Raw genomic sequence first — 25,961 nt, forward strand, 5'->3', positions numbered from 1 at the left:
CATGGAAGATAAAGTAGTTTTAAAAAAGATGGGCAGAAGAAAAAAACTAAGGGAGAGAATAAGGGAAAACCCAAAATGGCAAAAGGCTTCCACGGTAATTCTTCCTTTGATATTTGGAATTATTCTTGTGGGATTATGGCAGGGACAGGTATTACACAGACTTTTTCATACTGATACCTTTACCCTTCCCCTTCTTGATAAAATCGGAAGCATTATGGCAGATAACAAGGAAAAGCTTTTGGAAAATACCTTTTCAACATTACAGGTTTCCCTTATGGGACTGGTAATTGGAAGTATTTTGGGATATCTTATGGCACTGCTTGCCAGTTTTTTTCCTAAATTCGGACAGGGAGGTCTTGCAGTAATAGGAGCATTTGCTTCAATTCCCGTAGTTGCCATGGCACCGGTTTTTAACAACTGGACCAAGGATATTTCAAGGGATGCAAGCTTTAGAAGCATGATTTCAAAAACAATAGTGGTAATGCTTATATGTGCCGCTGATATGGGATTAAATGCCTATAAGGGTTTAACGAATTTAAAGCCTTATGCCCTGGATCTTATGGCAATATATGCATCCTCAAGGAAAAAAATCTTTTTTAAACTTCGTTTACCAAACTCTATTCCCTATGTTTTTTCAGCCTTAAAGGTTTCAGTTCCGGCAAGTATTATGACAGCCATAGTCAGTGAGTATTTTGCGGAATATATAACCGGAGTGGGAAGGCAGATTAGAGAAAATATAGTTTTAGCTCAATATTCCACGGCTTGGGCATATATAGCAACAGCCTGTCTTATAGGAATATTTGCATATGCAATTTTAATGATTTTACAAAGTATATTTTTAAAAAGGTATCACTAAAACAATTTACATAAAAAATAAAAGCCTTGAAAGGAGAAAAGAATATGAAGAAAAGAATGAAAAGAATATTATGTATGCTTTTAACAGCATCTTTGGCAGTGGGAGCATTTGTAGGATGTGGTGAAAGCCAAAAAGAAACCACATCAACAGCAGAAAATGAAAAAAAAGAAGAATTAACTTCAAAAGACATTATTGAAAAAGCTGCAAAAGATGGAAAAGTAGGTAACTGGGGTCTGGGAAATGAATATGAGGTTTTGGCATTACTTGCAAAATATGACCTTCCAACAGACTTTTTAAGTCAGGATTTTACCATGGACGGATTTGATGATGATTCAATTACTTTGGCATCAGCTATGACCTATAACGAGCTGGGATTAGTTAAAAATGATTATGAAGGTGGATATGGATACAAAGATACAGTTGAGTACATTGACATGAATGATGAAGGAGTGGCAATGCTTGAGGACAATATCTTTTGCAGTAAGGATTTTGCAAAAGAAAACCCGGAAACAGTGGCAGCATTTTTATATGCATCCTTTAAAGGCTGGGAATACGCAGTGGAAAATCCAAAAGAAGCAGCCCAAATTTGTTATGAATACGGTTCATCAGTTTCAAAGGAACATCAGGAATATATGGCAGATGAGGTGGCAAAACTTGTTTCAACTGATACAAAGGGAGAAAAGGTCAGTGATATAGGAAATATGGATGAAGATGCCATGAAACAGACACTTGATATTGCAAAGAAATATGTAAGTCTTGATGATGCAGATGCAAACGAAAAATTCCAGAATTTAACTCTTGATGATATCAGAGATACAAGTTTTTATGAAAAAGCACAGGCATCTGACGGAAAATTCAATGTAGAAAAGAAGAAAGTATCAATTCAGCTTAAATGGCTGCCGGATGCACAGTTTATGGGATATTATGTTGCCCTTGACAAGGGATATTACAAAGAAGTGGGATTTGAAGATGTAAACATAGTATCAGGTGGTGGAGATATTGCTGAAACAACAGCAGTAAATAATAATACGGTTGATTTTGGAGTAACCTGGGAAACAAATCTTGCATCAGCAGATGCCAGTGGAATGAACCTGGTAGAAATTGCACAGATTTTCCAAAGATCAGGACTGGTACTTGTATATAAACCTGAAAATTATTAATTAAAAAAAGGTGGTGGCAGACTAATCTGTCATCACCGGTTAAAAAAATGAGGTGATTAAGTATGGATTTATTAATAAAAAACGGAACAGTAGTAACTGCAGTTTCAAGTTTTGAGGCAGATGTGGCAGTAAAAGACGGAAAGATTGTTGCCATTGGAAAAGATTTGGACTTTGAAGCAAAAAAAGTTGTGGATGCCAAAGGAAAACTTGTATTACCAGGAGCTTTGGATGCCCATACCCACATGGCAATGCCTTTTGGAGGAACAATATCAGCTGACAGCTATTTAGCAGGAACAAGAGCAGCAGTTTGTGGTGGTGTAACTACAATATTTGACTATCCTGTACAGCATAAGGGAGAAACAATTTTAGGCCTGATAAATTCAAAAAAATCAGTATTGGAAAAAGAAGCGTGTTGTGATTATGCATTTCATTGCTGTATTACAAACTTTAATGACGGACAGATTCTTGATGAAATGGAAGAGGCAGTAGAAAAGGGAATTACCAGTTTTAAATGTTTTCTTGTATATAAAAAAGAAGGAATGATGGTAGATGACGGCATGCTTGCAACCTTACTTTTAAGGGCAAAAGAATTAGGTGCCATGATAAATGTACACGCTGAAAACCCTGATTTAATTGATTTAAGAGTGGACAAATATTTAAAAGAAGGAAAAACAGATGCCTGGTATCACTATATGAGCCGTCCGGAATTTGTGGAAGCTGAAGCAGATAAGAGGGTAGTACATTGGTCAAGTCATTTAGATGCTCCCGTATATATTGTTCACATGGCAGATAAAGAAGGTCTTGAAGAATGTATTAAAGCAAAAGAAGAAGGACATGAATTATATGTGGAAACCTGTCCACAATATTTAGAATTTACCTGTGATGTTTATAAAAGAGAGGATGGAAGAAACTTTGTTTGTTCTCCTCCAATGAAGGGAAAAGAAAGCCAGGATGCTTTATGGAAAGCTTTAAAATCAGGCTTTATTGATACCGTTGCAACAGATCATTGTCCATTCCAAAGTTATGAAAAGGACTGGGGAAAGGATGATTTTACAAAAATTCCAAATGGCTGTGCCGGAGTGGAAAACCTTTATCCTTATATGCTTGATGCGGCAAATGCAGGAAAAATTACCTTTGAAAAGGTTGTTGAAGTATGTTCCACAAATGTTGCAAAGATTTTTGGTTGTGATAATAAAGGAGAAATCGCAGTAGGAAAGGATGCAGACATTGTAATTTATGACAAAGATAAGGACTTTACCATAAGCGTAAACAATATGCATTCAGATTATGATCACACCATCTGGGAAGGAAAGAAGCTTCATGGATATCTTCTTCAGACCTATCTTAGAGGTCAGCTTGTATATGACAATGGAGAATATGTGGGAACTCCGGGAGATGGAAATTATGTAAAAAGAAGTCCTAAAAAATAGTGTAAAGGAGGCGGGGAAAAATGACCTACGAAAAGATAAAAATAAAAAAAGAAGTTGCAAGATGCCTTTTGTGTCATGATGCTCCCTGCACAAAAGCCTGTAAAAAAGGTCTTAAGGTGGCAGATATTATTCGCTCCTTAAGATTTGAAAATATAACAGGAGCAGTAAGAAAAACAAAAGAAGAAAATACCTGCCTTAACTGTAATGCATCCTGCATGGAAAGTTGCAGATTAGGAGATATAGATGAACCGGTATATATTCCACAGATTATCAAAGAACTTGATAATTGTAAGAGAAATATTCCAGAGAAAAAAATAAGTCTGGAAATAGATTTTTGCGGAGTACATTTTGAAAATCCATTTATACTTTCTTCTTCAGTGGTGGGAAGCAATTATGAAATGGTGGCAAAAGCATTTGATATGGGTTGGGCAGGAGTGGCCTTTAAGACAATAGGGCTTTTTAAGCCTGATGAGGTATCTCCAAGATTTGGTGCCCTTGAAAAAGAAGATAATCCTTTTATTGGTTTTAAAAATATAGAGCAGATATCAGACCATACTTTAGAAGAAAATCTGGGATTTTTAAGAAGATTAAAAAGAGAATATCCGGATAAAATAATTATCGCTTCAATTATGGGACAAAACGAGGCAGAGTGGACAAAGCTTGCCAGGTTAATGGAAGAAGCCGGGGCTGATATGATTGAATGTAATTTTTCCTGTCCACAAATGGCAAAAGAAGGCCTTGGAAGTGATGTGGGAACAAATCCATCACTAGTGGCAAAATATACAGCTGCTACCAAAAAAGGCACAAAAATTCCTGTGTTAGCCAAGATGACACCAAATATTACAAAAATGCAGGAGCCGGCTATAGCTGCCATTAGGGAAAAGGCAGACGGACTTGCTGCCATTAATACCATTAAAAGCATTATGAATGTTGACCTTAATAATTTTTCCACGGCTCCAAATGTAGGTGGTAAATGTTCTGTGGGAGGATACTCAGGAAAAGCCGTAAAACCAATAGCTTTACGCTTTATAAACGATATGAAGCAGGAAAAAGAATTGAAAAATATTCCAATTTCCGGCATGGGCGGAATAGAAACCTGGAAGGATGCAGCAGAATTTATAGCAATGGGTTGTGAAACAGTTCAGATTACAACAGCAGTAATGCAATACGGCTACAGAATAATTGATGATTTAAAAGAAGGACTATCAGATTATCTGGCAAAGAATAATTTTAAAAGTGTAAAAGAAATGGTGGGATTGGCACTTGAAAATATAGTTGCACCGGAGGACTTGGAAAGAGACAGCATTGAATATCCAAGATTTCACAAAGAAACCTGTGTAGTTTGTGGAAGATGTTATATTTCATGCTTTGACGGTGGACATCAGGCTGTTAGCTTAAGCACAAAAACCGGAAAACCTAAAATGAATCCTAATAAATGTGTGGGTTGTCAATTATGTGTATTGGTTTGTCCTACAGGCTCAATAACCCCTTCAAAAAAGAGGTTGCTAAACAAAATAAAAGAAGAAAAGATATCATAAAAATACAGAAAGAAGGTAATATTATGTATACATGCAGTTTAGAAAGAATGACAAATAAGATTAATACTTTTTCAAAATTCGGAGATGCCGGACATGGTGGAATAACTCGTTATTCCTTATCAGAAGAGGCAATTATGGCAAGAAAAGAATTTATAAAGAGAATGGAAGCCATAGGAGCTGTTATTGAAATAGATGATGTGGCTAATATTTATGCAACATTACCGGGAACTGATGAAAATGCAAAAAGAATAGTAATGGCATCTCATTGTGACTCAGTAAAAAACGGTGGAAATTATGACGGTATTTTAGGTGTAATGTCAGCAATGGAGGTTCTTGAAACTGTTCATGAACACAATATTCCTCACAAACATCCCCTTACAGCCATGATTTGGACAAATGAGGAAGGTTCATTATATCCGCCGGCAATGATGTGTTCAGGAATTGTCTGCTATGATTATCTTCCGGAGGATATCAGGGTAAAATTCAGATACGAAGATATGATGAATTCAAAAAGTATCTTAGATGAGGAAAAGACCTTCGGGGAGGCCTTAAAGGCATCAGGATTTATGGGGGATAAAAAATACAGATTGTCTCCTGAAAAATACCTTTATATGTTTGAAACTCATATTGAGCAGGGACCGATTTTAGAGGATGCAGGAAAAGATATAGGAGTTGTGGATTGTGTACTTGGAATGTTTAATTACAGACTTAAATTTTATGGACAGACAACCCATGCCGGAACATTTCCAATGCCAAAAAGAAAAGATGCCTTTTTTGCAGCAGCAAAGGCTCTTAACTATTTACATGAAGAAATTGATAAATTAGGTTACAGTGACTTGGTTTATACAACCGGTGAGTTGGTTTGCCATCCATGTGTACATACCTGCGTTCCGGACTTCTTTGATTTTTCCTTTGATGCCCGTCATGAAGACCCGAAGGTACTGGAAAAAGTTTTGGAAATTGTTAAAAGCTGTGAAGAAAAAGACTGGGCAGGTTGTAGCTGCAAGGTAGAAAAAGCATGGAATCGTGATACAGTTTACTGGGATAAAAAACTTGTGGCATATGTAGAAGAGGCTGCCAAAGAACTGGGAGTTTCTTATCAGTATATTCATTCAGGAGCAGGCCATGATGCCCAGTTTGTATCCTACATGCTTCCAACCACAATGATTTTTGTTCAGTCAAAAGACGGCTTAAGCCATTGTGAACCGGAGTATTCTTCACCGGAACACTGTACCGAAGGGGCAAGTGTAATGTTAAATGCAGTATTAAAAGCAGATGCTTAAATAATAAAAAGGAGTGCCTATGAATTATATTATTACCATAGCCAGAGGCTTCGGAAGCGGCGGAAAAGATATCGGGATGCGATTATCAAAGGAACTGGGCATTCCCTGCTATGACCGCCAGATACTTACAATGGCATCAGACCAAAGTGGAATAGATGAAAGCATTTTTGTGGAAAATGATGAAAAATTAAGGGGAAAATACATTGCCAATTTCCTTAGGAAAGTTCCGGTTACCGGAGTTTTAGAGCCCTGGGACAAGGCTTTTGTATCAGATGTAAATGTCTTTAATGTTCAGGCTGATATAATAAGGTCTTTGGCAGCTACACAAAGTTGTATAATTATTGGAAAATGTGCAGATGATATTTTAAGGGATAGAAAAAATGTAATAAGCGTTTATGTGGAAGCACCAAGACATGCCTGCATAGAATCAATTACCTCTAAGATGCACATTTCCCCGGAAAGGGCGGCAAAACTTATAGTAAGCACTGATAAATACAGGGCAAATTACTATAGTTACTACACAGGAGGAAAAAAATGGACTAATCCTACAAACTACGATTTGGTATTAAACAGCGATAGAATCGGTAGAGAAAACTGTGTAGAAATAATAAAAGATTACATCAATATTAAATTTAAAAACCACTAGAAACGGTCGGGAGCATATCAATCTGCTCCCGGCTGTTTTACATTAATGTGAAAAAGCGTATTGAGTATTGTCTACTAATATAGTATGATTTATCTTAAGGATAATTTTTGAGAAAAATTATTAAAAAGGATTTTTGGAGGAAATTAAAATGAATATTTCTCAACTTAAATATATATTAGAAGTAGCAGGCTCTTCTTCCATAAGGGAGGCAGCGACAAAACTCTTTATTTCACAGCCTGCATTATCCGCCAGTATCAGGGAATTAGAGGAGGAATTGGGAATTTTAATTTTTGAAAGAAGTAACAAGGGAGTCTGTATCACAGATGAGGGAAGAGAGTTTGTAACCTATGCCAAAAAGGTTCTAAGCCAGTATGAAATCATGGAGGAAAGATATCTTTCTAAAGACAGTGATAAAGAGCGTTTTTCTGTTTCAACCCAGCATTATAACTTTTCTCTTAAGGCATTTACCAATGTAATAAAGAAAAATGATCCGGAAAAATATGTATTTTCCTTTCATGAAACCAAGACAAAAGATGTTTTAGAAGATGTAAGAACTTTAAAAAGTGAAGTGGGAATTGTATCATTTTCCGGTTCAAACGAGCCTGTCATAAAGAAACTTATAAAGGAATACGGCCTGGAATTTACACCTTTGATGAGAAGGGAAACCTATGTTTATGTCTGGGAGGATCACGAACTGGCTGACAGGGATGAAATATCCATAGAAGAATTATCCGATTATCCCTGCCTTTCCTTTGACCAAAGTGATGACAGTAATTATTATCTTACAGAGGAAGCCATGGCAGACTATGATTTTAAAAAGCTGATAAAATCAGATGACAGAGCCACAACAATGGAGTTAATTTCAAAGCTTCACGGTTATTCCATTGGTTCCGGTATGCTTTCCGGGGAAGAGGCTATTTTAAAGGGTATGGTTTCCATAAAATTAAAGGAAGAGGATCCCTTGACTATTGGTTACATAGTAAGAAAAGACAGTGATTTATCAGAATATGGAAAAGATTATCTTGAAGAACTGTTAAAATTCAAGGAAATAGATTAATTTTTTTAAAGCTTTTTGTTGAGTAAAATCAACGAGAAGCTTTTTTTATTACATTTTGTTTTGCGATAAATAAAGGTTATCACCAATGATAGGATTTTGAGAATTTTCAAATTCATAGTAAAATGCTAGGATATACACATGATAAGGAAGGAGGTAACGCAGATGAATAATAAAATGAGGAAGGAAATTGAATTTCGAATGTGTTACTTTAATAGTGGGAAAATGATAATGGGGCAAGCTTTAAAATCTGCCTGTTGCGGTATTTTACATTAAAAATGTTTGATATTGATGTCATTTACCCGGAAAACCCCCGGGTATTTTTATACAAAATTGTAAAGAAAAAGATTTAGAAAATAATAAAGAATAAGAATTAATAAGATAATAAAGAAAAAAGAATTTAGAAGATAATAAAGGAGATTAATAATATGGCTGATTACAGATTTGAAACATTACAATTACACGTTGGACAAGAGGAAGCAGATCCTGCTACAGATTCAAGAGCAGTACCGATTTATCAGACTACCTCTTATGTATTCCATAACAGCAAACATGCTGCAGACAGATTTGGTCTTGCAGATGCAGGAAATATATACGGAAGACTTACAAATTCTACACAGGATGTTTTGGAAAAAAGACTTGCAGCTTTAGAAGGAGGAAGTGCAGCTTTGGCACTTGCATCCGGTTCAGCGGCAATTACTTATACTATAGAAGCTCTTGCAGCAAACGGGGGACATATCGTAGCCCAAAAAACAATTTATGGTGGAAGTTACAACCTTTTAGCACATACTCTTCCACAATATGGCATAACCACAACTTTTGTAGATGCTCATAATCTTAAAGAAGTAGAGGATGCTATAAAGGACAATACAAGAGCTATTTATCTTGAAACTTTAGGAAATCCAAACAGCGATATCCCTGATATTGATGCAATATCAGAAATTGCTCATAAACATGGTTTACCGGTAGTTGTGGACAATACCTTTGGTACACCATATCTTATAAGACCTTTTGAGCACGGAGCAGATATTGTAGTTCATTCCGCTACAAAATTTATTGGTGGACATGGTACTACTTTAGGTGGAGTCATTGTTGAATCAGGAAAATTCAATTGGAAAGAAAGTGGAAAATATCCTAATATAGCAGCTCCAAATCCAAGCTATCATGGAATTTCTTTCTATGATGTGGTAGGTCCGGCAGCTTTTGTGACCTATATCAGAGCTATTCTTTTAAGAGATACCGGAGCAACTATTTCACCATTTAACGCTTTCTTATTACTACAGGGTGTTGAAACTTTATCACTTCGTCTTGAAAGACATGCCGAAAATACAAAAAAAGTGGTAGAATATTTAAAGAACCATCCATTGGTTGAAAAAGTTAATCATCCATCCTTAAAGGATCATCCTGATAATGCACTTTATGAAAGATATTTTCCGAATGGAGGAGCTTCAATTTTTACCTTCGAAATAAAAGGAGGAAAGGAAGAAGCATGGAAGTTTATTGATAACCTTAAGATTTTCTCCCTCTTAGCAAATGTTGCTGATGTTAAGAGCCTTGTTATACATCCGGCTTCAACAACACATTCTCAGCTTTCAACAGAGGAATTAACAGATCAGGGAATTAAGGAAAACACTGTCAGACTTTCCATCGGAACAGAACATATTGACGACATAATCGCTGATTTAGAGAATGGATTTAAGGCACTATAAATTTGGAAAGGGGATAAGATAATGTCAAAAATTTACAAAGGAACACTTGGATTAATCGGAAACACACCACTGGTAGAAGTGGTAAATATTGAAAAAGAATTAGGACTTGAGGCAACAATTCTTGTTAAACTTGAGTATTTTAATCCAGGTGGAAGTGTAAAAGACCGTATAGCAAAGTCAATGATTGAAGATGCAGAAGAAAAAGGTCTTTTAAAGGAAGGTTCGGTTATTATTGAGCCTACCTCAGGAAATACAGGAATCGGACTTGCTTCAATAGCAGCAGCTAAGGGCTATCGACTTATTATTACAATGCCTGAAACAATGAGTATTGAAAGAAGAAATATCATTAAATCATATGGTGCTGAGATTGTATTAACTGAAGGTGCAAAGGGAATGAAAGGTGCTATTGCAAAGGCTGAGGAGCTTGCAAAAGAAATTCCAAACAGCTTTATCCCTGCGCAGTTTGACAATCCTGCAAACCCTGCTATTCACAAGGCAACAACCGGTCCTGAAATCTGGAATGATACAGATGGAAATGTTGATATTTTCATAGCAGGAGTAGGAACAGGTGGAACAGTTACCGGAACAGGAGAGTTCTTAAAAGAGAAAAATCCTGATATTAAGATTGTGGCATTAGAGCCTGAAGATTCACCGGTACTGTCTGAAGGAAAAAGCGGAAGTCATAAGATTCAGGGAATCGGTGCAGGATTTGTTCCGACAGTTCTTAATACCAAAGTATATGACGAAGTATTTAAGGCATCAAATCAGGCTGCCTTTGATACTGCAAAACTTTTAGCTAAAAAAGAAGGAATCTCAGTGGGAATTTCTTCCGGAGCAGCTTTACATGGTGCTATAGAATTAGCTAAAAAGCCTGAAAATAAAGGAAAAGTTATCGTTGCTTTATTACCTGACAGCGGTGATAGATATTATTCAACAGCACTTTTTACAGAATAAAATAAAAATCTAAAGCCGGAGTTTTACTTCGGCTTTTTTCTTTTAATCAAAAATACTATTCAACACATATAAACAGATATTTGAAATAAGTATGGTTTTCTCTTTCATCATAAAGATTAATTAAACTTATTGAAAACAAATCGGAAACAGGTTTAAGCCTGTTCTTTTTTATGTAAGAAAGCATTTTTTTATAGGTTTTTTCAATATTGTCTGTATTTTGGTATGTATAGCTAAGGACAGCCTTAGTTGAAGGAACAGGAAAAGTCTTTTCCTCTTTAGCCTCTAAAAGTGACAGGGAAACCACATTGGAGTATACATAGTTTTTATTTATTAAATCCTCATAGGAAATGCTGACACCGGCAGGAAAAAGGGGCAAATCAATATCGTTGTGGGCTTTTGATAAGTGGGTAGAAATATCATTAGCTATATCGGCAGCATGGTAGGCATATCTGGGATTGGAAACGGGGGTTATGCTATAGGCCATTTGGGGAATTTCCCCAAGAAAAGCCACATTAGGTTTATGGGTGTTGTATCTTTTTAAAATCCACATTCCAAGACGCATGGAGGCTATCTTTTTTCTCATAAGAAGAGCCTCTTTTTCCATATTTGCAATTTTTTCCTCTGCCAAAACTTCTATTTCTTTTCTTGGTAATCCGTAAATCAGGCTTTTAATCTCTGCAATGGAACACCCGGACTGGCGCATGGTATTAATAAAGAAAAATGAGCTAATCTGGGAGGCAGAGTAATAATGATAACCGTTTTTAGGGTTTTTCCAGGGTAATAAAAGCCCCTGATTGTAATAATAACGAAGAGTATCCCTTGTGGTATTACATAATTTTGCAAAGTCTGAAACCAAAAGAGAATATTCTGATTTTTCATTGGAATAATTATCCGACATTTCATTAATCCTTTCGTAAAGCGGACATTCGGAATCCGCTTCGCTACTTCCTCATGAACGCAGTGGCACTTTGTGCCACCTGTCAGAAGGGGCTTTAACCCCTTCTGACACTAGTAAGCTTATACCCCCGCTTAAAGCTTACGCTTTTGAAGCGGGGGATTGCTTACGCTGCGTTCAAAAAACATGGGGGTACTCCCCAACATTCTAACAAGAATCCCATAAAAATCAAGAAAAATAATTCTCATATGTGCTATTGACAAAAGTATTTTTTTTTATAATGTGTTGGCGAAAAAAATTACGAGGAGATTTTATATGAAAAAATTTAAAAAAATTATTTCTTTTATGTTATGCTTTATAGTATTAACAAATTCAATACTAGGTGCCAACGCATCTGATCTTAACTCAGCATCTGATTTATTAGCAGAATCATTAAATAATACCGCTGATATAATTATTTTAGACACTGGAATATCTGTAAATGGAAAAATATATTCCATTAGTGAATTTTCAAATTTGCTAGATAATTCAAAAGAAATAAGTACTTCCGGTAATTGCATAGTTGGAAGTAAGGGGAATATTGGAGGTGCTGCTGGTGCTATTAGTCCTTCTGAACTAGCTTTATGGACTGCTGGAACATGGTATATTCCAGGAATTGGTAAAATTGTTATTACAACTGTGGGTGTAATAATAATTGGTAAAGTAATAGTGAAATTTGGAACATGGCTTTATAATAAGATAAAACATTGGCAGATAAAACTTGCTTTTGAAAAATCCTCAAAAAAAGCATTAGATAATGTTAATCAAAATAAAATTCATCACATAATGGCATCAAAACATAATTGGAATAAATTCAAAAAGAATCCTAAATGGAATGATATATATCCGATTTTGTTGACTGTAATGAAAAAAGGAAAAGAAACTCATGAAAAAAACAGCGTATACATACGGACTTACATATACAAAGGTAAAACAGTTGTGGTAAGATTTATTAAAGATGCGAATGGACTTGTAAAAGCTATAAGTACAGCATGGTGCAAATAATAATGAAAGAAGGAAATGGAATAAAATGAAAAAATATCTTTTATCTGAAACCTCAATTATTCCCAGAGAACTTGTTACGAATATTACAGTGGAGGAATTATCCGATTTGTACGATGAAGAGGATTTTTCAACTGATGCAAATATTTCCTTTGCTTTGTTTCACAATTATTATTGGTATAAAGAACAGAAGTTGATTGTTGAAGCGGCATATTTATCCTATTTGATTTCTTATTATTTTTTTATTTTGTTTACTACACCTTTTTGTTATGAAATCGCCTTAAAACATGCCAAAGAAGCCTGTGAGATGGTTAATAAAAAAGAATATAAAGAGTGGCTGGATTATGTTTACGAGGGTAATTAATTTTTAATGAGGTACTTATAAATGGAAAAATATTTTCAGTATAATGATATAATCATTCCGGAAGAAGAAATTTCTAATCTTAATCCGGATATTTTAAAGGATTTGCATGATAACGCAAATAAATTTGATGAGCAAAATATTTATTTTATACTATTATTTCACTATTATCACTATAAAGAAGAAGGAAAGCTAGAAGTTGCAGCTTATTTTTCTTATCTGCTTTCAAATTATACTTTCACCTGCTTAAAGCCACTTTACTATAAGGATTTTTCTTTAAGATTTGCCAAGGAAGCCATAAAACTTGATGAAAAAAAACTCTATGTAAAATGGCTTGAGGAGCTTTCGAAAAAATTATAATTATATTGTAGATGAAATATTCCTTGTATGGATAGGGATGAACTAAAAATAAGATTTGGACAGTTACGAAAAAAAGTGTCTGTCTTTTTTTATCTTAAAAAACATGGGAGTCATACCCAACATTCTAACAAGAATCCCATAAAAATCAAGAAATTTTATCGAAAAAAGTAAAATAATACTATTGACTTGGGGGTAAGTCCCAGGTATATCCTTGCCATATAGATAAAAATTTTTCAGAAAGAAGGACAAAATTATGACAAATGTAAAAGAAAATATTAAGGACAATATTGTAAGGATTATAGCAGAATATCTTGACAAAGAAGAAAGCGAAATATCACCTTCAGCAAATTTTAATGATTACGGATTAGATTCTTTAGACATTATGGAACTGGCAATGCAGATACAGGATGAATTAGACTGTAAATTTGAGCTTTCTCAGGAAATAACAAATGTAGAAAAGCTTGTAGAATTAATCGAAAGCCAGAATTAAAAGGAGGAAAAACCATGCAGGAAAATCCGGTATGCAACTTACTGGGTATTAAATATCCCGTTATTCAAGGAGGAATGGCATGGGTGGCTGATGCTTATCTGGCAGCTGCCGTTTCAAATTCCGGAGGACTTGGCATAATAGCTGCCATGAATTTAGATGGCGAAAGTTTAAGAGAAGAAATAAAAAAGGCTGAAAAACTAACCAATAAGCCCTTTGGTGTAAATTTAATGTTAATGAGCCCCTTTATAGAAGAAGCCGTTAGGGTGGTTTGTGAAGAAGGAGTAAAGGTAGTTACGACAGGTGCCGGAAATCCTTCAAAGTATATGGAAAAGTTAAGAAATGCCGGAGTAAAGGTAATATGCGTGGTGGCAAGTGTTACCTTTGCAAAAATGGCAGAGGAAATGGGAGCTGTTGCCCTGGTGGCAGAAGGTTGTGAATCCGGAGGTCATGTGGGAGAAACCACTACAATGGCTCTTCTTCCCCAGGTTTGTGATGCAGTAAATATTCCGGTTATCGCAGCAGGAGGAATAGCTGACGGAAGGGGAATGGCAGCTTCCTTTATCTTAGGGGCAAAAGCAGTTCAGATGGGAACACGCTTTTTAACTGCAAAAGAATGTAGAGTCCATGAAAATTACAAAGAAAAGGTGCTTAAAGCAAAGGATAGAGACACCATAGTTACGGGAAAACGTTTGGGACATCCTGTTCGTGCCTTAAAAAACAATATGACAAGAACCTTTTATCAAAAAGAAATGGATTTAAATACTTCTAATGAAGAGCTGGAAGGCTTTGGAAAAAGAGCCTTATATCTTGCGGCTAAAGAAGGAGATGTAAAAAAAGGTTCTTTTATGTGTGGACAGATTGCAGGACTTGTAAAAAGTGAAGACAGTTGTGAGGATATTGTAAGGGGTATTTGTAAAGATGCTTATACCTTGCTTGGAATAAATTAAGGAGAAATTATGGGAAAAATCGCATTTTTATGCCCTGGACAGGGCAGTCAGTATCCGGGAATGGGAAAGGATTTCTATGACGAATACCAAGAAGTCAGAGATTTTTATGAAGTAGCTGAAAAAATTAAACCGGGAATTAAAAAAATAATGTTTGAAGGAGACCCTGAGGAACTTAAAATCACAAAGAATACCCAGCCTGCATTATTTTTAGCAGATTTAGGTGCCTGTATAGCCCTTGAAAAAAATAATATAAAGCCTCAGGCTTGTGGAGGTTTTTCTCTTGGTGAGGTAGTAGGTCTGGTGGTAGCCGGGATAATGAGTAAAAAAGATGCCTTTAGCCTGGTTTGTAAAAGGGCCAAGCTTATGCAGGAGGCCGCAGAAAAAAATAAAGGTGTTATGCTGGCTGTTTTAAAAATGGATAAGAATGAGCTGATAAAAATGTGTGAACAATTTGAAGTTTTCCCGGTTAATTTTAACTGTCCCGGACAGATTGTGGTATCAGGAAAAGAAGAAAGAATTAGTAATTTTAAAGAAAAGCTTGAAGAATCCGGTATAAGATCCATGTTACTTCCTGTGGGAGGTCCTTTTCATACACCTTATATGAATAATGCAAAGGAAGGGCTTTTAAAAGAATTAGAAAGTGGTTCCTATATAATTTCAAAAAGCCAGATTCCTCTTTATTCCAATAAAACTGCAAAACCTTATCCAGGGGAAAAAAGTGAAATTATAAATCTTTTAAGTTCTCAGATATCAAGTAGCGTCCTATGGGAGGAAAGCCTAAAAAATATGGAAAAAGAGGGAGTGGATACATTTATTGAATGTGGTCCGGGGAAAACTTTATCCTCTTTTGTGAAAAGAACAGTAAAAAATGCCCGGATTTACAATGTTTCTGACATGGAAAGTTTACTAAAGTCAGTGAAGGAGATTAGAGAAAATGTTAGATGATAAAGTGGCGGTAATTACAGGTGGAACAAGAGGAATCGGAAAAGCCATTGCTCTTGAAATGGCAAAAAAAGGCGCAAATCTGGCTTTGATAGCTACAAAGGAAAGTCAGGATACCAAGGATTTTGTAAAGGAATTATCAGATATTTCAAAAAAAGTGACCTTTCATGCCTGTGATGTAAGTAAAAGGGATATGGTAGAGAAGGTTTCAAAGGACATTATTAATGAACATAAAAGGATAGATATTCTGGTAAATAATGCAGGAATAACAAAAGACAATCTTTTGATTGCAATGACTGATGATGAAATTAATGATGTGATAGATATTAATTTAAAGGGCTGTATGTATGTAAGTTCCGCATTTTTAAAGGTATTTATGAAGCAAAAACAGGGAAATATTATTAATATCAGCTCTGTGGTAGGTCTTATGGGAAATGCGGGACAAAGCAATTATGCAGCTTCAAAAGCCGGTGTAACAGGTCTAACAAAAGCAATAGCAAAAGAATATGGAAAAAGAAACATTCGTTGTAATGCCATTGCACCGGGATATATTAAAACTGAAATGACAGAAGTTCTTTCAGATGACATAAAGAAAAAAATAGAAAATTCCATCATTTTAAAAAGACTGGGAGAGCCGGAGGATGTGGCAAAACTGGCAGTTTTTTTAGCAAGTGATGATTCAGGATATATAAGCGGTGAAGTGATTAAAGTAGACGGAGGCATGTATGTATAGAGTAGTTGTTACAGGAATGGGAGTTGTTTCTCCTGTGGGAAATGATATTGAAAGCTTTAAAGACAGCATAATGAAGGGAAAATGCGGAATTGATAAAATAAGCCGTTTTGATGCCTCTTCTATAAAAGTTCATTTAGATGCTGAAGTAAAGGATTTTGAGCCCAAAAAATACTATGACTCCATGCAGGAAATAAGAAGATCCGACCTTTTTATGCAATATGCCATGGCAGCATCCTATCAGGCAGTTGAAAATAGCAAAATAATGGAGGAAAACCTTGATTTTAAACGTTTTGGTGTATATATAGGTTCCGGAATCGGAGGAATAAATACCACATTACAACAGGCAAAAAGACTAGAAAGTAAGGGACCGGAAATGGTTTCTCCTTTTTTTGTTCCTATGATGATTGGAAATATGGCAAGCGGTGCGGTCTCCATAAGATTTAAGGCACAAGGTCCTACACTTCCTATAGTTACAGCCTGTGCCACCTCTACTCATGCCATAGGTGAAGCCTATAGAGCAATAAAACACGGATACGCAGATGCCATATTAGCAGGAGGAAGTGAGGCTTCCATAAATGAGCTGGCAATGGCTGGATTTATTAATTGTCAGGCTTTAAACTTAAGCGAAAATCCAAAGGAAGGAAGTTTACCTTTTGATAAAAGAAGAAATGGTTTTGTAATGGGAGAGGGAGCCGGTATATTAATGCTAGAAGAATATGAGCATGCTCAAAAAAGAGGGGCAAAAATTCTTGCTGAAGTGGTAGCTTATGAAAATACAGCAGATGCTTATCATATTACTGCACCGGATCCGGAAGCTTTAGGAGCAATAAGGGCTATTTCAAATGTTGTAAGTAAAGCAGGAATTAGTGATGCATCAAAAGTTTATGTCAATGCTCACGGAACCGGTACACATTTAAATGATGCAATGGAAACAAAGGCTTTAAAGGCAGTGTTTAAGGAAAAAGCCTATGACCTTCACATCAGTTCCACAAAATCCATGACAGGGCATATGATGGGGGCTACAGGAGCAGTTGAGGCTATAGCTTCTGTATTGGCTTTGGAAGAGGGAATGATTCCTCCTACCATTAATTATCTTGAAAAAGACCCTGAATGTGATTTGGATTATACACCAAATACAGCAAAAAAGGCGGATATAGACTTTGCCATAAGTACTTCTTTGGGATTTGGAGGTCATAATGCATGCATTGCCTTAAGGAAAGGGGAGAATTAAACATGAGTACTTTACAGGAATATGCAAGTTTATTTGAAAAAATGAATCTTACTGAATTACAGGTAGAAGAAGAAGGCCTTAAATTAACATTAAAAAGGGATGGGATACCTTTTAAAAAAAATGAGGAAAAAGAAAATATTGAAAAAATACCGGTGATTCGGGAAAATCTGTCGGAAACTAAGGAAGAAAATGCTGTAAAATCCCCACTTTTAGGCATTTTTTACTTGGGAGACGGCAAGGGAAACATTAAAAATGTAGGTGACATTGTGGCAAAAGGCGATGTTTTATGCAGCATTGAAGCAATGAAAATGATGAATGAGGTAAGGGCAAAAAAAGACGGAATTATCGCTGAAGTCTTAGTGGAGGACGGAAGTCTTGTAGAATTCGACCAGCCTCTTTTTATAATTAAATAAACGAGGAATTATCATGGATAAAGAAGAAATAAAGAAAATACTGCCCCATAGAGAACCTATGCTTTTAGTAGATGAGGTTTATCTTAATGAGGATGGCAGTTCAAGAGGATTTTATAAAGTAAAGGGAGACGAGTATTTTTTACAGGGACATTTTCCGGATAATCCTATTGTTCCAGGGGTTATACAATGTGAGATGATGGCTCAGTCAGCCTGTATTATTTTTAAGGATGTAATGAAGGAAAAAGGGGTAATACCGGTGTATACGGGCCTTGACAAGGTACGCTTTCGCTCAATGATTAAACCGGGAGATTTAATTCAGATAGATACAAAAGTTTTAAGAAAATGTCATCCTATGTACAAACTTCACGGAGAGGTAAGCGTGGATAAAAAAGTGTGTATGAGCGGCGAATTTTCCTTTGCCATTGTTAAGAATCAGGAAGGAGAATAGCATGTTTTCTAAAATTCTTATTGCCAATCGTGGCGAGGTAGCAGTCAGAATAATAAGAGCCTGCAAGGAAATGGGGATAGAAACTGTAGCAATCTATTCTACAGCAGATAAAAACTCTCTTCATGTGGATTTGGCTGATGAAAGTTATTGCATAGGAGGCCCGGTTTTAAAGGAAAGTTATTTAAATATAAATGCAATTATTACTCTGGCTAAAAACACCAATGTCAAGGCAATACATCCAGGTTACGGCATGCTTTCCGAAAATCCGGAGTTTGCCAGAGAGTGTGAAAGAGAGGGGATTGTTTTTATTGGTCCTTCCTGGCAGGTAATAGAAAAAATGGGTCAAAAGGATCTTGCAAGAAAAACAGCAATTTCTTGTGGCATACCACAAGCTTTAGGAAGTGATTTGTTAAATGACCTTGAAGAAGCTTTAAATATGGCAAAAAGCATTGGATATCCGGTTATTTTAAAGGCAATAGCCGGTGGCGGCGGCAAGGGAATAAGAGTTGTAAGAAATGAAAACGAGATGGAAATAAATTTCTGCCAGGTAAGACTTGAAGCCCAAAATGCCTTTGGAGATGACAGGGTATTTATGGAAAAGTTTATAGAACATGGAAAACATGTGGAAGTCCAGATTCTTGCTGATGCCTACTCAAATGTAGTGGTTTTGGGGGATAGGGACTGTTCGGTTCAAAGAAAAAATCAAAAACTTATAGAAGAATGCCCGGCGCCTTCCATTTCAAGACAATTAAGAGAAAAAATCTATGATGCCGGAAAAAAACTGGCTAAAAAAGTAGGTTATGTAACGGTGGGAACTGTGGAATTTCTTGTAAAAGATGAAGAATATTATTTTATGGAAATGAATACAAGATTACAGGTTGAGCATGCTGTTACGGAAATGGTAAGTCAGGTAGATATTGTAAAATGGCAGATAAGAACTGCGGCAGGTGTAAAACTTCCCTTTAATGAAGATATAATGGTGGAAAACAGACATGCCATAGAATGTAGAATCTGTGCGGAAAACCCTGAGGATTTTACACCAAGCTGTGGAAAAATTGATATTTTTCATATGCCGGGAGGTATGGATGTACGCTTTGATACTGCAGTTTTTAAGGATTATGAAGTACCACCTTTTTATGACTCCATGCTTGGAAAAATGGTGGTTTGTTCAAGCACCAGAGAAGGAGCAATAAGAAAAATGAAAAGTGCCCTGTCAGAGCTTGTTCTTGTGGGAGTGCTACATAATAGAAGCCTCCACATGAAATTATTGGAGAACGAGGAATTTATCCTGGGAAATTATAATACTGATATCTGTAAAAAGGTTTTGTAAAAATGGAATTAAAGAATTTTTTTATAAAGGCAAATAATGAACTGGAAAACAGTGAGAAAAAAGTCAAAAGCAGGACAATTACCTGTAAAAAATGTCAAAAGAAAATATCAGTTTCCAAAATACGGGATGGAAATTATGTATGTCCAAAATGCGGTCATTATTTCCCAATAAGGGCCAGAAGGCGTATTTTGATGCTGACTGACAAAAAAAGCTTCGTTGAAATGGATAAGGATTTGGAATCCATAAACATCCTTAACTTTCCGGAATATGAAGAAAAACTTGAAGCTTCCAAAATAAAAAGCAGAGAAAAAGAAGGGGTAATTTGTGGTGTAGCTACCATAAACGGTCACAGACTTTGCATTTTTTCCATGGATGGAAATTTTATGATGGGGTCTATGGGGGCAATAGTTGGAGAAAAAATCACAAGATTATTTGAATATGCCACCAGAAAACACTTGCCGGTACTGGGAATCACAGTATCAGGAGGAGCCAGAATGCAGGAGGGAATGATATCTTTACTACAAATGTCCAAGGTTTCAGGAGCAGTTAAGGCTCATGGAAATGATGGGAATTTATACATTGTTCTTCTTACAAATCCTACTACGGGAGGAGTAGATGCAAGCTTTGCCATGCTTGGAGATATTACCCTGGCTGAACCAAAAGCAAGAGTAGGTTTTGCCGGCCCCAGAGTTATTGAAAAAAGCTTAAATCAGTCCTTGCCGGAGAATTTTCAGCTGGCAGACAGGGTTTTGGAGTGTGGATTTATTGACGCAATTGTATCCAGAAAAAACCAAAAAGAATATATAGGAAAAATTCTAAAAATCCATGAAAATAATGGAGGCTTTTAAAAATGAGCATTATAAAAAATAAGAGCGATTTTGATATTGTTTTATCTGCAAGAAGCGAAAAAAGATTTACCGCAAAGGATTATATATATGCCCTGATTACTGATTTTATGGAATTTCATGGAGACAGATACTATGGAGATGACAAGGCTATAATTGGAGGAATCGGCTATCTTTTAGATATGCCCCTAACAGTAATTGGAATCGAAAAAGGAAAAACCATAGAGGAAAGAATTTTACATAATTTTGGAAGTGCTCATCCTGAAGGTTACAGAAAAGCACTTCGGTTAATGAAACAGGCAGAAAAATTCAATCGCCCTGTGCTTTGTTTTGTGGATACCGCCGGAGCTTATTGCGGAGTTGATGCAGAAGAAAGAGGTCAGGGTAGAGCTATTGCCGTGAATCTGGCAGAAATGTCAGATTTAAAAGTTCCTATTATATCCATAGTAATTGGAGAAGGGGGAAGTGGAGGTGCTTTGGCTCTTTGTCACAGTGACAGAATCTGGATGATGGAGGATGCTTATTTTAGCGTGGTATCTCCGGAAAGCTGTGCCAATATTTTATGGAAGGATCCTAAAAAAGCAGATGTGGCGGCAAGTGCCCTTTGCCTTACGGCAAATAAATTGTCTGATATGGGATTAATCGATAAAATCTGCAAAAAAAAGAGACTTAAGGAATTATTATCGGCTTTAAGAGAAGAATATAAGCAGTTAATGAGTTTATCTTCAAAAGAATTAATAAAAGCCCGATATGAGCGTTTTCGTAAAGTGGGTTATTAAATAACACAAAAAAGGTGAAAAAAATGTCTTTAATATATGAAGAATACTATAAAGAAATCAAAGATAATAAGGGGCAGATTGTAAAAATTGAAACAGATTTTGGAGAAAATTTCAATTTTGCCTATGATGTAGTAGATCGTTTTGCAAAAGAATCTCCGGATAAAACAGCCCTTATTCATAAAAGTGCTGATAATGAAGAAAAAAGATTTACATTTAAAGACCTGAAAATCTACAGTGACAAGGAGGCAAATGTCCTAAAAAAACTGGGAATAGAAAAAAAAGATTCTGTTTTGCTTTTACTTAAAAGAAGAGTGGAGTTTTGGATTTGTATTCTGGCACTTCACAAATTAGGAGCTGTTGCCATTCCTACATCCCATATGGTATCTGCCAAGGATATATCGGAAAGAATTAAGGTTTCTAAGGCCAAGGCAATAATTTGCGTAAACAGCGAGCATATTTGTAAGAAAGTTGAAGAAGCAACCAAAGGTATTGATATAAAACCTATAGTTGTGGGAGAAAAATACCAGGGTATGCTTTCTTATGAGGAATTATTTAATCAGGCAGATGAGAATTTTACAAGGGTTTTAACAAATGTAAAAGATGATATGCTTTATTATTTTACCTCTGGAACAAATGGAGACCCAAAGGCTGTTATTCATGATTATTCCTACCCTCTTGCCCATATTTATACAGCAAAAAACTGGCATGGTATGAAAGATGGCGATTTGCATCTTACGGTGGCAGATTCCGGCTGGGCAAAGTCTGCCTGGGGAAAGCTTTACGGTCAGTGGTTTTTGGGAGCCAGTATAATGGTATATGATTATGAGCAGTTTTATGCCACAGACATGCTTAAATTATTGGAAGAAGAAAAAATAAATACATTTTGTGCCCCCCCTACTATTTATAAATATCTCCTTTTGGAAGATATAAAAAAGTATGATTTAAGCAATCTAAGACAGGTTACTACCGCAGGGGAGGCTATGCCAAAGGAAATTTCCCTTAAATTTGAGGAAATAACCGGCTTAAAGATAAGAGAAGGCTTTGGACAAACAGAGACGGCTCTTCAAATTTGCACTCCTGTGGGAGAAGAAGGAAAGGAAGGTTCCATAGGAAAAATCAATCCTCTTTATAACATAAAATTAGTGGATGAAGAGGGGCAAGAAGTGTTAGATAATGAGGAAGGAGAAATAGTAATCATTCCCCAAAAAGAAAGTGATAAACTTGGTATTTTTAAAGGATATTTAGGTGATGATACAGAATATAAAAGTGTCTGGGAAAACGGTATTTATCATACAAAAGACCGGGCAAAAAAAGATGAAGAAGGATATTTTTATTTTCTGGGACGAAATGATGATGTTATAAAATCCAGTGGCTATCGCATAGGCCCATCTGAAGTAGAGGACATTTTAATGACCCATCCGGCGGTATTTGAATGTGCCATTACTGCTTATCCTTCAAAATCAAGAGGCTTTATAGTAAAGGCAAGCGTTGTCTTAAATGAAGGCTATAAAGGGGATAATGCCCTAAAAAACACCTTACAGGATTTTACAAAGGAGAGAATTGCCCTGTATAAATATCCTCGGAAAATAGAATTTTTAGATGCCCTTCCCCACACAAACAATGGAAAAATAAACCGGTCAAAAATAAGAATGAAGGATTATGAAAATTTTCAAAAAAAACTCTTGACAAATTAAATTTATATATATACAATGACTAACAGATGAAGACAAGGGCGTCTTAGAGAAAAACTCTAAGGCGCTTTTTCTTTTATATATCTAATGGCCAGGATATATTCACATTATAAAAGATGCAATGGGGCATTGATTCTATGTATATCATAGATATTCTCCTGCATCTTTTTTTATTAATAAAAAAGAGAGGAAAAGCGTATGAGTGAAGAATTATTAGCACTAATAGATGGAAAAGTATTTGGAGTGTGGTTTTTAATAGGTGCTGCATTGGTATTCTGGATGCAGGCGGGTTTTGCAATGTGTGAAGCAGGTTTCACCAGAGCAAAAAATACCGGAAATATTATAATGAAAAATCTTATGGATTTTTGTATAGGAACAGTGGTATTTATTGTAATCGGTTTTAGCCTTTTGTTAGGTGAGGACATGATGGGAATAATCGGACAACCTGGATTTGATATGTTTTCAAATTATGCAAATTTTGATTATTCCAATTTTGTTTTTAACCTTGTTTTTTGTGCTACTACAGCAACAATTGTTTCAGGCTCAATGGCTGAAAGAACAAAATTTTTATCCTATTGTGTATACTCAGCAGTAATATCTGCATTAATATATCCTATTGAAGCTCACTGGACATGGGGTGGTGGATGGCTTTCTCAGATTGGCTTCCATGATTTTGCCGGATCTAACTGTATTCACATGGTTGGAGGTATCTCAGCATTAATCGGAGCAGCTATTCTAGGTCCTCGTATTGGTAAATTTGAAAGAGATAAAAACGGAAAAGTAATAAAGGTAAATGCTTTTCCAGGACATAATCTTGTAGCAGCAGCTTTAGGTGTATTTATTTTATGGCTTGGATGGTACGGATTTAACGGTGCAGCCTGCACATCTGTTGAACAGCTTGGTTCAGTATTTGTAACAACTACCATTGCACCGGCTTTAGCAACTGTAACATGTATGATTTATACCTGGGTAAAATACGGAAAACCGGATATTTCAATGTGTTTAAATGCTTCTTTAGCAGGATTGGTTGCCATAACAGCACCTTGTGATGTTACAGATGTATTTGGTTCAATAGTTATAGGTATTGTAGCAGGATTTCTTGTATGCTTTGGAGTATGGCTCTTAGATTACAAGCTTCATATAGATGACCCTGTTGGAGCTGTTGCAGTTCATTGTTTAAATGGTATCTGGGGAACTTTGGCAGTAGGTATTTTTGCAACAAATACCGCTCCGGGATATTCAATTGCTGATTCTTCAGGAAATGAAATGCTTGGACTTTTATATGGCGGCGGATTTAAATTATTAGGCATTCAGTTTATAGGAGTGGCTTCTACAGCCCTTTGGACAGCTCTTGCAATTTCTGCCACATTTTTATTAATTAAGAAAATAATGGGACTTAGAGTAAGTGAAGAAGAAGAAATACTTGGTCTTGATTCTACTGAACATGGTCTTGCATCTGCTTATTCAGGATTTTCTATCATGGATGTATCAAACACCTTGAATATGACAGTAAACGAAAATACCGATTTGGGAATCGGAGATTATGAGGCTGCTTCTGAGGTACAAAGAAAAGCAGCAGTTCCTGTGGTAAGTGCTCCGGTTTACACAAATTCAAATATTCATAAAGTAGTAATAATTGCCAAATTATCAAGATACGATAAATTAAGAAAGGCAATGAATGACCTTGGTGTTACGGGAATGACAGTTACACAGGTTATGGGTTGTGGTATCCAGAAAGGCTCAGGAGAGATGTATCGTGGAGTTGAAGTGGATGCAACACTTCTTCCTAAGATTAAACTTGAAGTGGTAATAAGTAAAATTCCGGTTGATGATGTTATTGAAGCAGCTAAAAAAGCTCTTTACACAGGTCACATTGGAGATGGAAAAATCTTTGTTTACAGTCTTGATAATGTAGTTAAGATTCGTACAGGAGAAGAAGGAGCAGCAGCTTTAGCTGATGTTGAATAAAAAGACGTTTTCTGATTTACTTTTAATAGTCCTTGACAAAGTGTTATATTTGTCAAGGACTTTAAATATGTAATTAAATAGGAGGTGCTTTGTTTAAATATTAAATCTGTCATACTTTGTTGCACAATCAATACAAAGTTTTTTGCCATTTTCTATCCTTATCCATTTGCTGCCGGCTTTTTCGCCACATTCTTCGCAAATAAAGGAATCAAAGATTCTGGCGGATTGAGGAAGCTTGATTTTTGGCTCTTTTACATCAAACATATCCTTTGGATCAAGTTTTTGATAATACTCGAAAGATTCCTCTCTCGTCATACCTTCAGGTTTTTCTTTTAAAACAAGACGAATTCCCTTGTTTTTATTTCTGTCGTAGAAGGTAAAAGCCTGTTTTCCTGTCATGTGAAAAAGAAGATTTCCCTTTCCTACGCTACAGCCAAGGATTGACTGTATTGCATCTACACCACAGGCATCATTTTCAGAGATACATACTAGTTCTTCATCTTTTGAAAATTTAACATCCCAAAGATCAATAACATATAATGCGGCCTTGTATCCAATGGTCAGGCCTCCACATTCATGTCCGTGAAAATCTACACATTTTTTCCAGTAATCTGTCATTTTTTCTATCCTTCCTTCTCTTTAAAGTAAATAATATATTAATTTTAATATAGCATTTTGCTCTATATCCCGTAAATTAAAAAAAATAATGATGTAAAATAAAATGTATAAATCTGCCTTAACAGATTAAAACGACTCCTTTATAAAAATGCTTGAATCTACTTAAACCCGGTATGATCACTACAAATAATTGAGCTTGCAAAAGAAAGAAGGGAAAATGCTCAATTAAAGGAGCCGTT

Annotated in this window: 26 protein-coding genes; 24 read left to right on the plus strand and 2 right to left on the minus strand. The window is 35.9% G+C overall.

The window, feature by feature from the left end:
- The first annotated feature begins 1 nt into the window (after window position 1).
- The 9 genes from BM153_RS10425 (at window position 2) to cysK (ending at window position 10,630) form a co-directional block, all read left to right on the plus strand.
- Window positions 2–856, plus strand: coding sequence for an ABC transporter permease (locus BM153_RS10425; RefSeq protein ID WP_242949131.1), 855 nt, complete (start codon window positions 2–4; stop codon window positions 854–856).
- Between the two features lie 44 nt (window positions 857–900).
- Complete coding sequence (locus BM153_RS10430) at window positions 901–2,016, plus strand: ABC transporter substrate-binding protein (protein ID WP_092873453.1); 1,116 nt, start codon at window positions 901–903, stop codon at window positions 2,014–2,016.
- Between the two features lie 62 nt (window positions 2,017–2,078).
- On the plus strand, window positions 2,079–3,446 hold the full coding sequence (gene hydA / locus BM153_RS10435; protein WP_092873455.1) for a dihydropyrimidinase: 1,368 nt from the start codon (window positions 2,079–2,081) through the stop codon (window positions 3,444–3,446).
- 20 nt (window positions 3,447–3,466) lie between these two features.
- Window positions 3,467–4,984 (plus strand): NAD-dependent dihydropyrimidine dehydrogenase subunit PreA, encoded by a 1,518-nt coding sequence (gene preA, locus BM153_RS10440; protein ID WP_092873457.1) that lies wholly within the window; start codon window positions 3,467–3,469, stop codon window positions 4,982–4,984.
- Window positions 4,985–5,007: 23 nt separating this feature from the next.
- The gene (locus BM153_RS10445; protein ID WP_092873459.1) at window positions 5,008–6,267 is read left to right on the plus strand and encodes a Zn-dependent hydrolase; all 1,260 of its coding nucleotides are present in this window, start codon (window positions 5,008–5,010) and stop codon (window positions 6,265–6,267) included.
- A 19-nt stretch (window positions 6,268–6,286) separates the two neighbouring features.
- Window positions 6,287–6,913: a cytidylate kinase-like family protein gene (locus tag BM153_RS10450; RefSeq protein WP_092873461.1), complete on the plus strand. Its 627-nt coding sequence runs from the start codon at window positions 6,287–6,289 to the stop codon at window positions 6,911–6,913.
- 148 nt (window positions 6,914–7,061) lie between these two features.
- Window positions 7,062–7,970: a LysR family transcriptional regulator gene (locus tag BM153_RS10455; RefSeq protein ID WP_092873463.1), complete on the plus strand. Its 909-nt coding sequence runs from the start codon at window positions 7,062–7,064 to the stop codon at window positions 7,968–7,970.
- Between the two features lie 425 nt (window positions 7,971–8,395).
- On the plus strand, window positions 8,396–9,676 hold the full coding sequence (locus tag BM153_RS10460) for an O-acetylhomoserine aminocarboxypropyltransferase/cysteine synthase family protein (RefSeq protein WP_092873465.1): 1,281 nt from the start codon (window positions 8,396–8,398) through the stop codon (window positions 9,674–9,676).
- 21 nt (window positions 9,677–9,697) lie between these two features.
- A complete protein-coding gene (cysK, locus tag BM153_RS10465; RefSeq protein ID WP_092873467.1) occupies window positions 9,698–10,630 on the plus strand; it encodes a cysteine synthase A in 933 nt (310 codons plus the stop codon).
- Between the two features lie 55 nt (window positions 10,631–10,685).
- Here cysK and BM153_RS10470 read toward each other — a convergent pair whose 3' ends face one another.
- Complete coding sequence (locus BM153_RS10470) at window positions 10,686–11,528, minus strand: MerR family transcriptional regulator (protein WP_092873469.1); 843 nt, start codon at window positions 11,526–11,528, stop codon at window positions 10,686–10,688.
- A gap of 312 nt (window positions 11,529–11,840) precedes the next feature.
- Between BM153_RS10470 and BM153_RS10475 the strand changes: the two genes are divergently transcribed.
- The 15 genes from BM153_RS10475 to BM153_RS10545 all read left to right on the plus strand — a co-directional run bounded on the left by BM153_RS10475 (window position 11,841) and on the right by BM153_RS10545 (window position 25,104).
- Window positions 11,841–12,569, plus strand: coding sequence for a polymorphic toxin type 35 domain-containing protein (locus BM153_RS10475; RefSeq protein ID WP_092873471.1), 729 nt, complete (start codon window positions 11,841–11,843; stop codon window positions 12,567–12,569).
- Window positions 12,570–12,594: 25 nt separating this feature from the next.
- Entirely contained in the window at window positions 12,595–12,930 is a 336-nt protein-coding gene (locus tag BM153_RS10480) for a hypothetical protein (RefSeq protein ID WP_092873473.1), read from the plus strand.
- Window positions 12,931–12,951: 21 nt separating this feature from the next.
- Window positions 12,952–13,287 carry a hypothetical protein gene (locus tag BM153_RS10485; protein WP_092873475.1) on the plus strand — a complete coding sequence of 112 codons (336 nt, stop codon included), beginning with the start codon at window positions 12,952–12,954 and terminating at the stop codon, window positions 13,285–13,287.
- Window positions 13,288–13,540: 253 nt separating this feature from the next.
- Window positions 13,541–13,777 carry an acyl carrier protein gene (locus BM153_RS10490; protein WP_092873477.1) on the plus strand — a complete coding sequence of 79 codons (237 nt, stop codon included), beginning with the start codon at window positions 13,541–13,543 and terminating at the stop codon, window positions 13,775–13,777.
- Between the two features lie 14 nt (window positions 13,778–13,791).
- Window positions 13,792–14,724 carry an enoyl-[acyl-carrier-protein] reductase FabK gene (fabK, locus tag BM153_RS10495; RefSeq protein ID WP_092873479.1) on the plus strand — a complete coding sequence of 311 codons (933 nt, stop codon included), beginning with the start codon at window positions 13,792–13,794 and terminating at the stop codon, window positions 14,722–14,724.
- Window positions 14,725–14,733: 9 nt separating this feature from the next.
- Window positions 14,734–15,669: an ACP S-malonyltransferase gene (locus tag BM153_RS10500; protein WP_092873482.1), complete on the plus strand. Its 936-nt coding sequence runs from the start codon at window positions 14,734–14,736 to the stop codon at window positions 15,667–15,669.
- Window positions 15,659–16,399, plus strand: coding sequence for a 3-oxoacyl-[acyl-carrier-protein] reductase (fabG, locus tag BM153_RS10505; RefSeq protein ID WP_092873485.1), 741 nt, complete (start codon window positions 15,659–15,661; stop codon window positions 16,397–16,399). The genes BM153_RS10500 and fabG overlap by 11 nt, the downstream gene beginning before the upstream one ends.
- On the plus strand, window positions 16,392–17,630 hold the full coding sequence (fabF, locus tag BM153_RS10510) for a beta-ketoacyl-ACP synthase II (RefSeq protein WP_092873488.1): 1,239 nt from the start codon (window positions 16,392–16,394) through the stop codon (window positions 17,628–17,630). The genes fabG and fabF overlap by 8 nt, the downstream gene beginning before the upstream one ends.
- A 2-nt stretch (window positions 17,631–17,632) precedes the next feature.
- A complete protein-coding gene (locus BM153_RS10515; protein ID WP_177205642.1) occupies window positions 17,633–18,043 on the plus strand; it encodes an acetyl-CoA carboxylase biotin carboxyl carrier protein in 411 nt (136 codons plus the stop codon).
- Window positions 18,044–18,056: 13 nt separating this feature from the next.
- Window positions 18,057–18,491, plus strand: coding sequence for a 3-hydroxyacyl-ACP dehydratase FabZ (gene fabZ, locus BM153_RS10520; protein WP_092873494.1), 435 nt, complete (start codon window positions 18,057–18,059; stop codon window positions 18,489–18,491).
- A gap of 1 nt (window position 18,492) precedes the next feature.
- Window positions 18,493–19,821 (plus strand): acetyl-CoA carboxylase biotin carboxylase subunit, encoded by a 1,329-nt coding sequence (locus BM153_RS10525; protein WP_092873496.1) that lies wholly within the window; start codon window positions 18,493–18,495, stop codon window positions 19,819–19,821.
- Window positions 19,822–19,823: 2 nt separating this feature from the next.
- Window positions 19,824–20,669 carry an acetyl-CoA carboxylase carboxyltransferase subunit beta gene (locus tag BM153_RS10530; RefSeq protein ID WP_092873498.1) on the plus strand — a complete coding sequence of 282 codons (846 nt, stop codon included), beginning with the start codon at window positions 19,824–19,826 and terminating at the stop codon, window positions 20,667–20,669.
- Window positions 20,670–20,671: 2 nt separating this feature from the next.
- The gene (gene accA / locus BM153_RS10535; protein ID WP_092873500.1) at window positions 20,672–21,445 is read left to right on the plus strand and encodes an acetyl-CoA carboxylase carboxyl transferase subunit alpha; all 774 of its coding nucleotides are present in this window, start codon (window positions 20,672–20,674) and stop codon (window positions 21,443–21,445) included.
- Window positions 21,446–21,468: 23 nt separating this feature from the next.
- Window positions 21,469–23,139, plus strand: coding sequence for an AMP-binding protein (locus BM153_RS10540; protein WP_092873502.1), 1,671 nt, complete (start codon window positions 21,469–21,471; stop codon window positions 23,137–23,139).
- Between the two features lie 195 nt (window positions 23,140–23,334).
- On the plus strand, window positions 23,335–25,104 hold the full coding sequence (locus BM153_RS10545) for an ammonium transporter (RefSeq protein WP_092873504.1): 1,770 nt from the start codon (window positions 23,335–23,337) through the stop codon (window positions 25,102–25,104).
- Window positions 25,105–25,197: 93 nt separating this feature from the next.
- Here BM153_RS10545 and BM153_RS10550 read toward each other — a convergent pair whose 3' ends face one another.
- Window positions 25,198–25,722: an FmdE family protein gene (locus BM153_RS10550; RefSeq protein ID WP_092873506.1), complete on the minus strand. Its 525-nt coding sequence runs from the start codon at window positions 25,720–25,722 to the stop codon at window positions 25,198–25,200.
- Window positions 25,723–25,961 lie beyond the last annotated feature (239 nt).

Origin of the sequence: Acetitomaculum ruminis DSM 5522, from assembly GCF_900112085.1 — a bacterium.
In the GTDB taxonomy this organism is placed as follows: Bacteria; Bacillota; Clostridia; order Lachnospirales; family Lachnospiraceae; genus Acetitomaculum; species Acetitomaculum ruminis.

Coding starts and splice junctions, on each gene's coding strand:
- BM153_RS10425 (WP_242949131.1), top strand. CDS start 2: ATGGAAGATAAAGTAGTTTTAAAAAAGATGGGCAGAAGAAAAAAACTA.
- BM153_RS10430 (WP_092873453.1), top strand. CDS start 901: ATGAAGAAAAGAATGAAAAGAATATTATGTATGCTTTTAACAGCATCT.
- hydA (WP_092873455.1), top strand. CDS start 2,079: ATGGATTTATTAATAAAAAACGGAACAGTAGTAACTGCAGTTTCAAGT.
- preA (WP_092873457.1), top strand. CDS start 3,467: ATGACCTACGAAAAGATAAAAATAAAAAAAGAAGTTGCAAGATGCCTT.
- BM153_RS10445 (WP_092873459.1), top strand. CDS start 5,008: ATGTATACATGCAGTTTAGAAAGAATGACAAATAAGATTAATACTTTT.
- BM153_RS10450 (WP_092873461.1), top strand. CDS start 6,287: ATGAATTATATTATTACCATAGCCAGAGGCTTCGGAAGCGGCGGAAAA.
- BM153_RS10455 (WP_092873463.1), top strand. CDS start 7,062: ATGAATATTTCTCAACTTAAATATATATTAGAAGTAGCAGGCTCTTCT.
- BM153_RS10460 (WP_092873465.1), top strand. CDS start 8,396: ATGGCTGATTACAGATTTGAAACATTACAATTACACGTTGGACAAGAG.
- cysK (WP_092873467.1), top strand. CDS start 9,698: ATGTCAAAAATTTACAAAGGAACACTTGGATTAATCGGAAACACACCA.
- BM153_RS10470 (WP_092873469.1), bottom strand. CDS start 11,528: ATGTCGGATAATTATTCCAATGAAAAATCAGAATATTCTCTTTTGGTT.
- BM153_RS10475 (WP_092873471.1), top strand. CDS start 11,841: ATGAAAAAATTTAAAAAAATTATTTCTTTTATGTTATGCTTTATAGTA.
- BM153_RS10480 (WP_092873473.1), top strand. CDS start 12,595: ATGAAAAAATATCTTTTATCTGAAACCTCAATTATTCCCAGAGAACTT.
- BM153_RS10485 (WP_092873475.1), top strand. CDS start 12,952: ATGGAAAAATATTTTCAGTATAATGATATAATCATTCCGGAAGAAGAA.
- BM153_RS10490 (WP_092873477.1), top strand. CDS start 13,541: ATGACAAATGTAAAAGAAAATATTAAGGACAATATTGTAAGGATTATA.
- fabK (WP_092873479.1), top strand. CDS start 13,792: ATGCAGGAAAATCCGGTATGCAACTTACTGGGTATTAAATATCCCGTT.
- BM153_RS10500 (WP_092873482.1), top strand. CDS start 14,734: ATGGGAAAAATCGCATTTTTATGCCCTGGACAGGGCAGTCAGTATCCG.
- fabG (WP_092873485.1), top strand. CDS start 15,659: ATGTTAGATGATAAAGTGGCGGTAATTACAGGTGGAACAAGAGGAATC.
- fabF (WP_092873488.1), top strand. CDS start 16,392: ATGTATAGAGTAGTTGTTACAGGAATGGGAGTTGTTTCTCCTGTGGGA.
- BM153_RS10515 (WP_177205642.1), top strand. CDS start 17,633: ATGAGTACTTTACAGGAATATGCAAGTTTATTTGAAAAAATGAATCTT.
- fabZ (WP_092873494.1), top strand. CDS start 18,057: ATGGATAAAGAAGAAATAAAGAAAATACTGCCCCATAGAGAACCTATG.
- BM153_RS10525 (WP_092873496.1), top strand. CDS start 18,493: ATGTTTTCTAAAATTCTTATTGCCAATCGTGGCGAGGTAGCAGTCAGA.
- BM153_RS10530 (WP_092873498.1), top strand. CDS start 19,824: ATGGAATTAAAGAATTTTTTTATAAAGGCAAATAATGAACTGGAAAAC.
- accA (WP_092873500.1), top strand. CDS start 20,672: ATGAGCATTATAAAAAATAAGAGCGATTTTGATATTGTTTTATCTGCA.
- BM153_RS10540 (WP_092873502.1), top strand. CDS start 21,469: ATGTCTTTAATATATGAAGAATACTATAAAGAAATCAAAGATAATAAG.
- BM153_RS10545 (WP_092873504.1), top strand. CDS start 23,335: ATGAGTGAAGAATTATTAGCACTAATAGATGGAAAAGTATTTGGAGTG.
- BM153_RS10550 (WP_092873506.1), bottom strand. CDS start 25,722: ATGACAGATTACTGGAAAAAATGTGTAGATTTTCACGGACATGAATGT.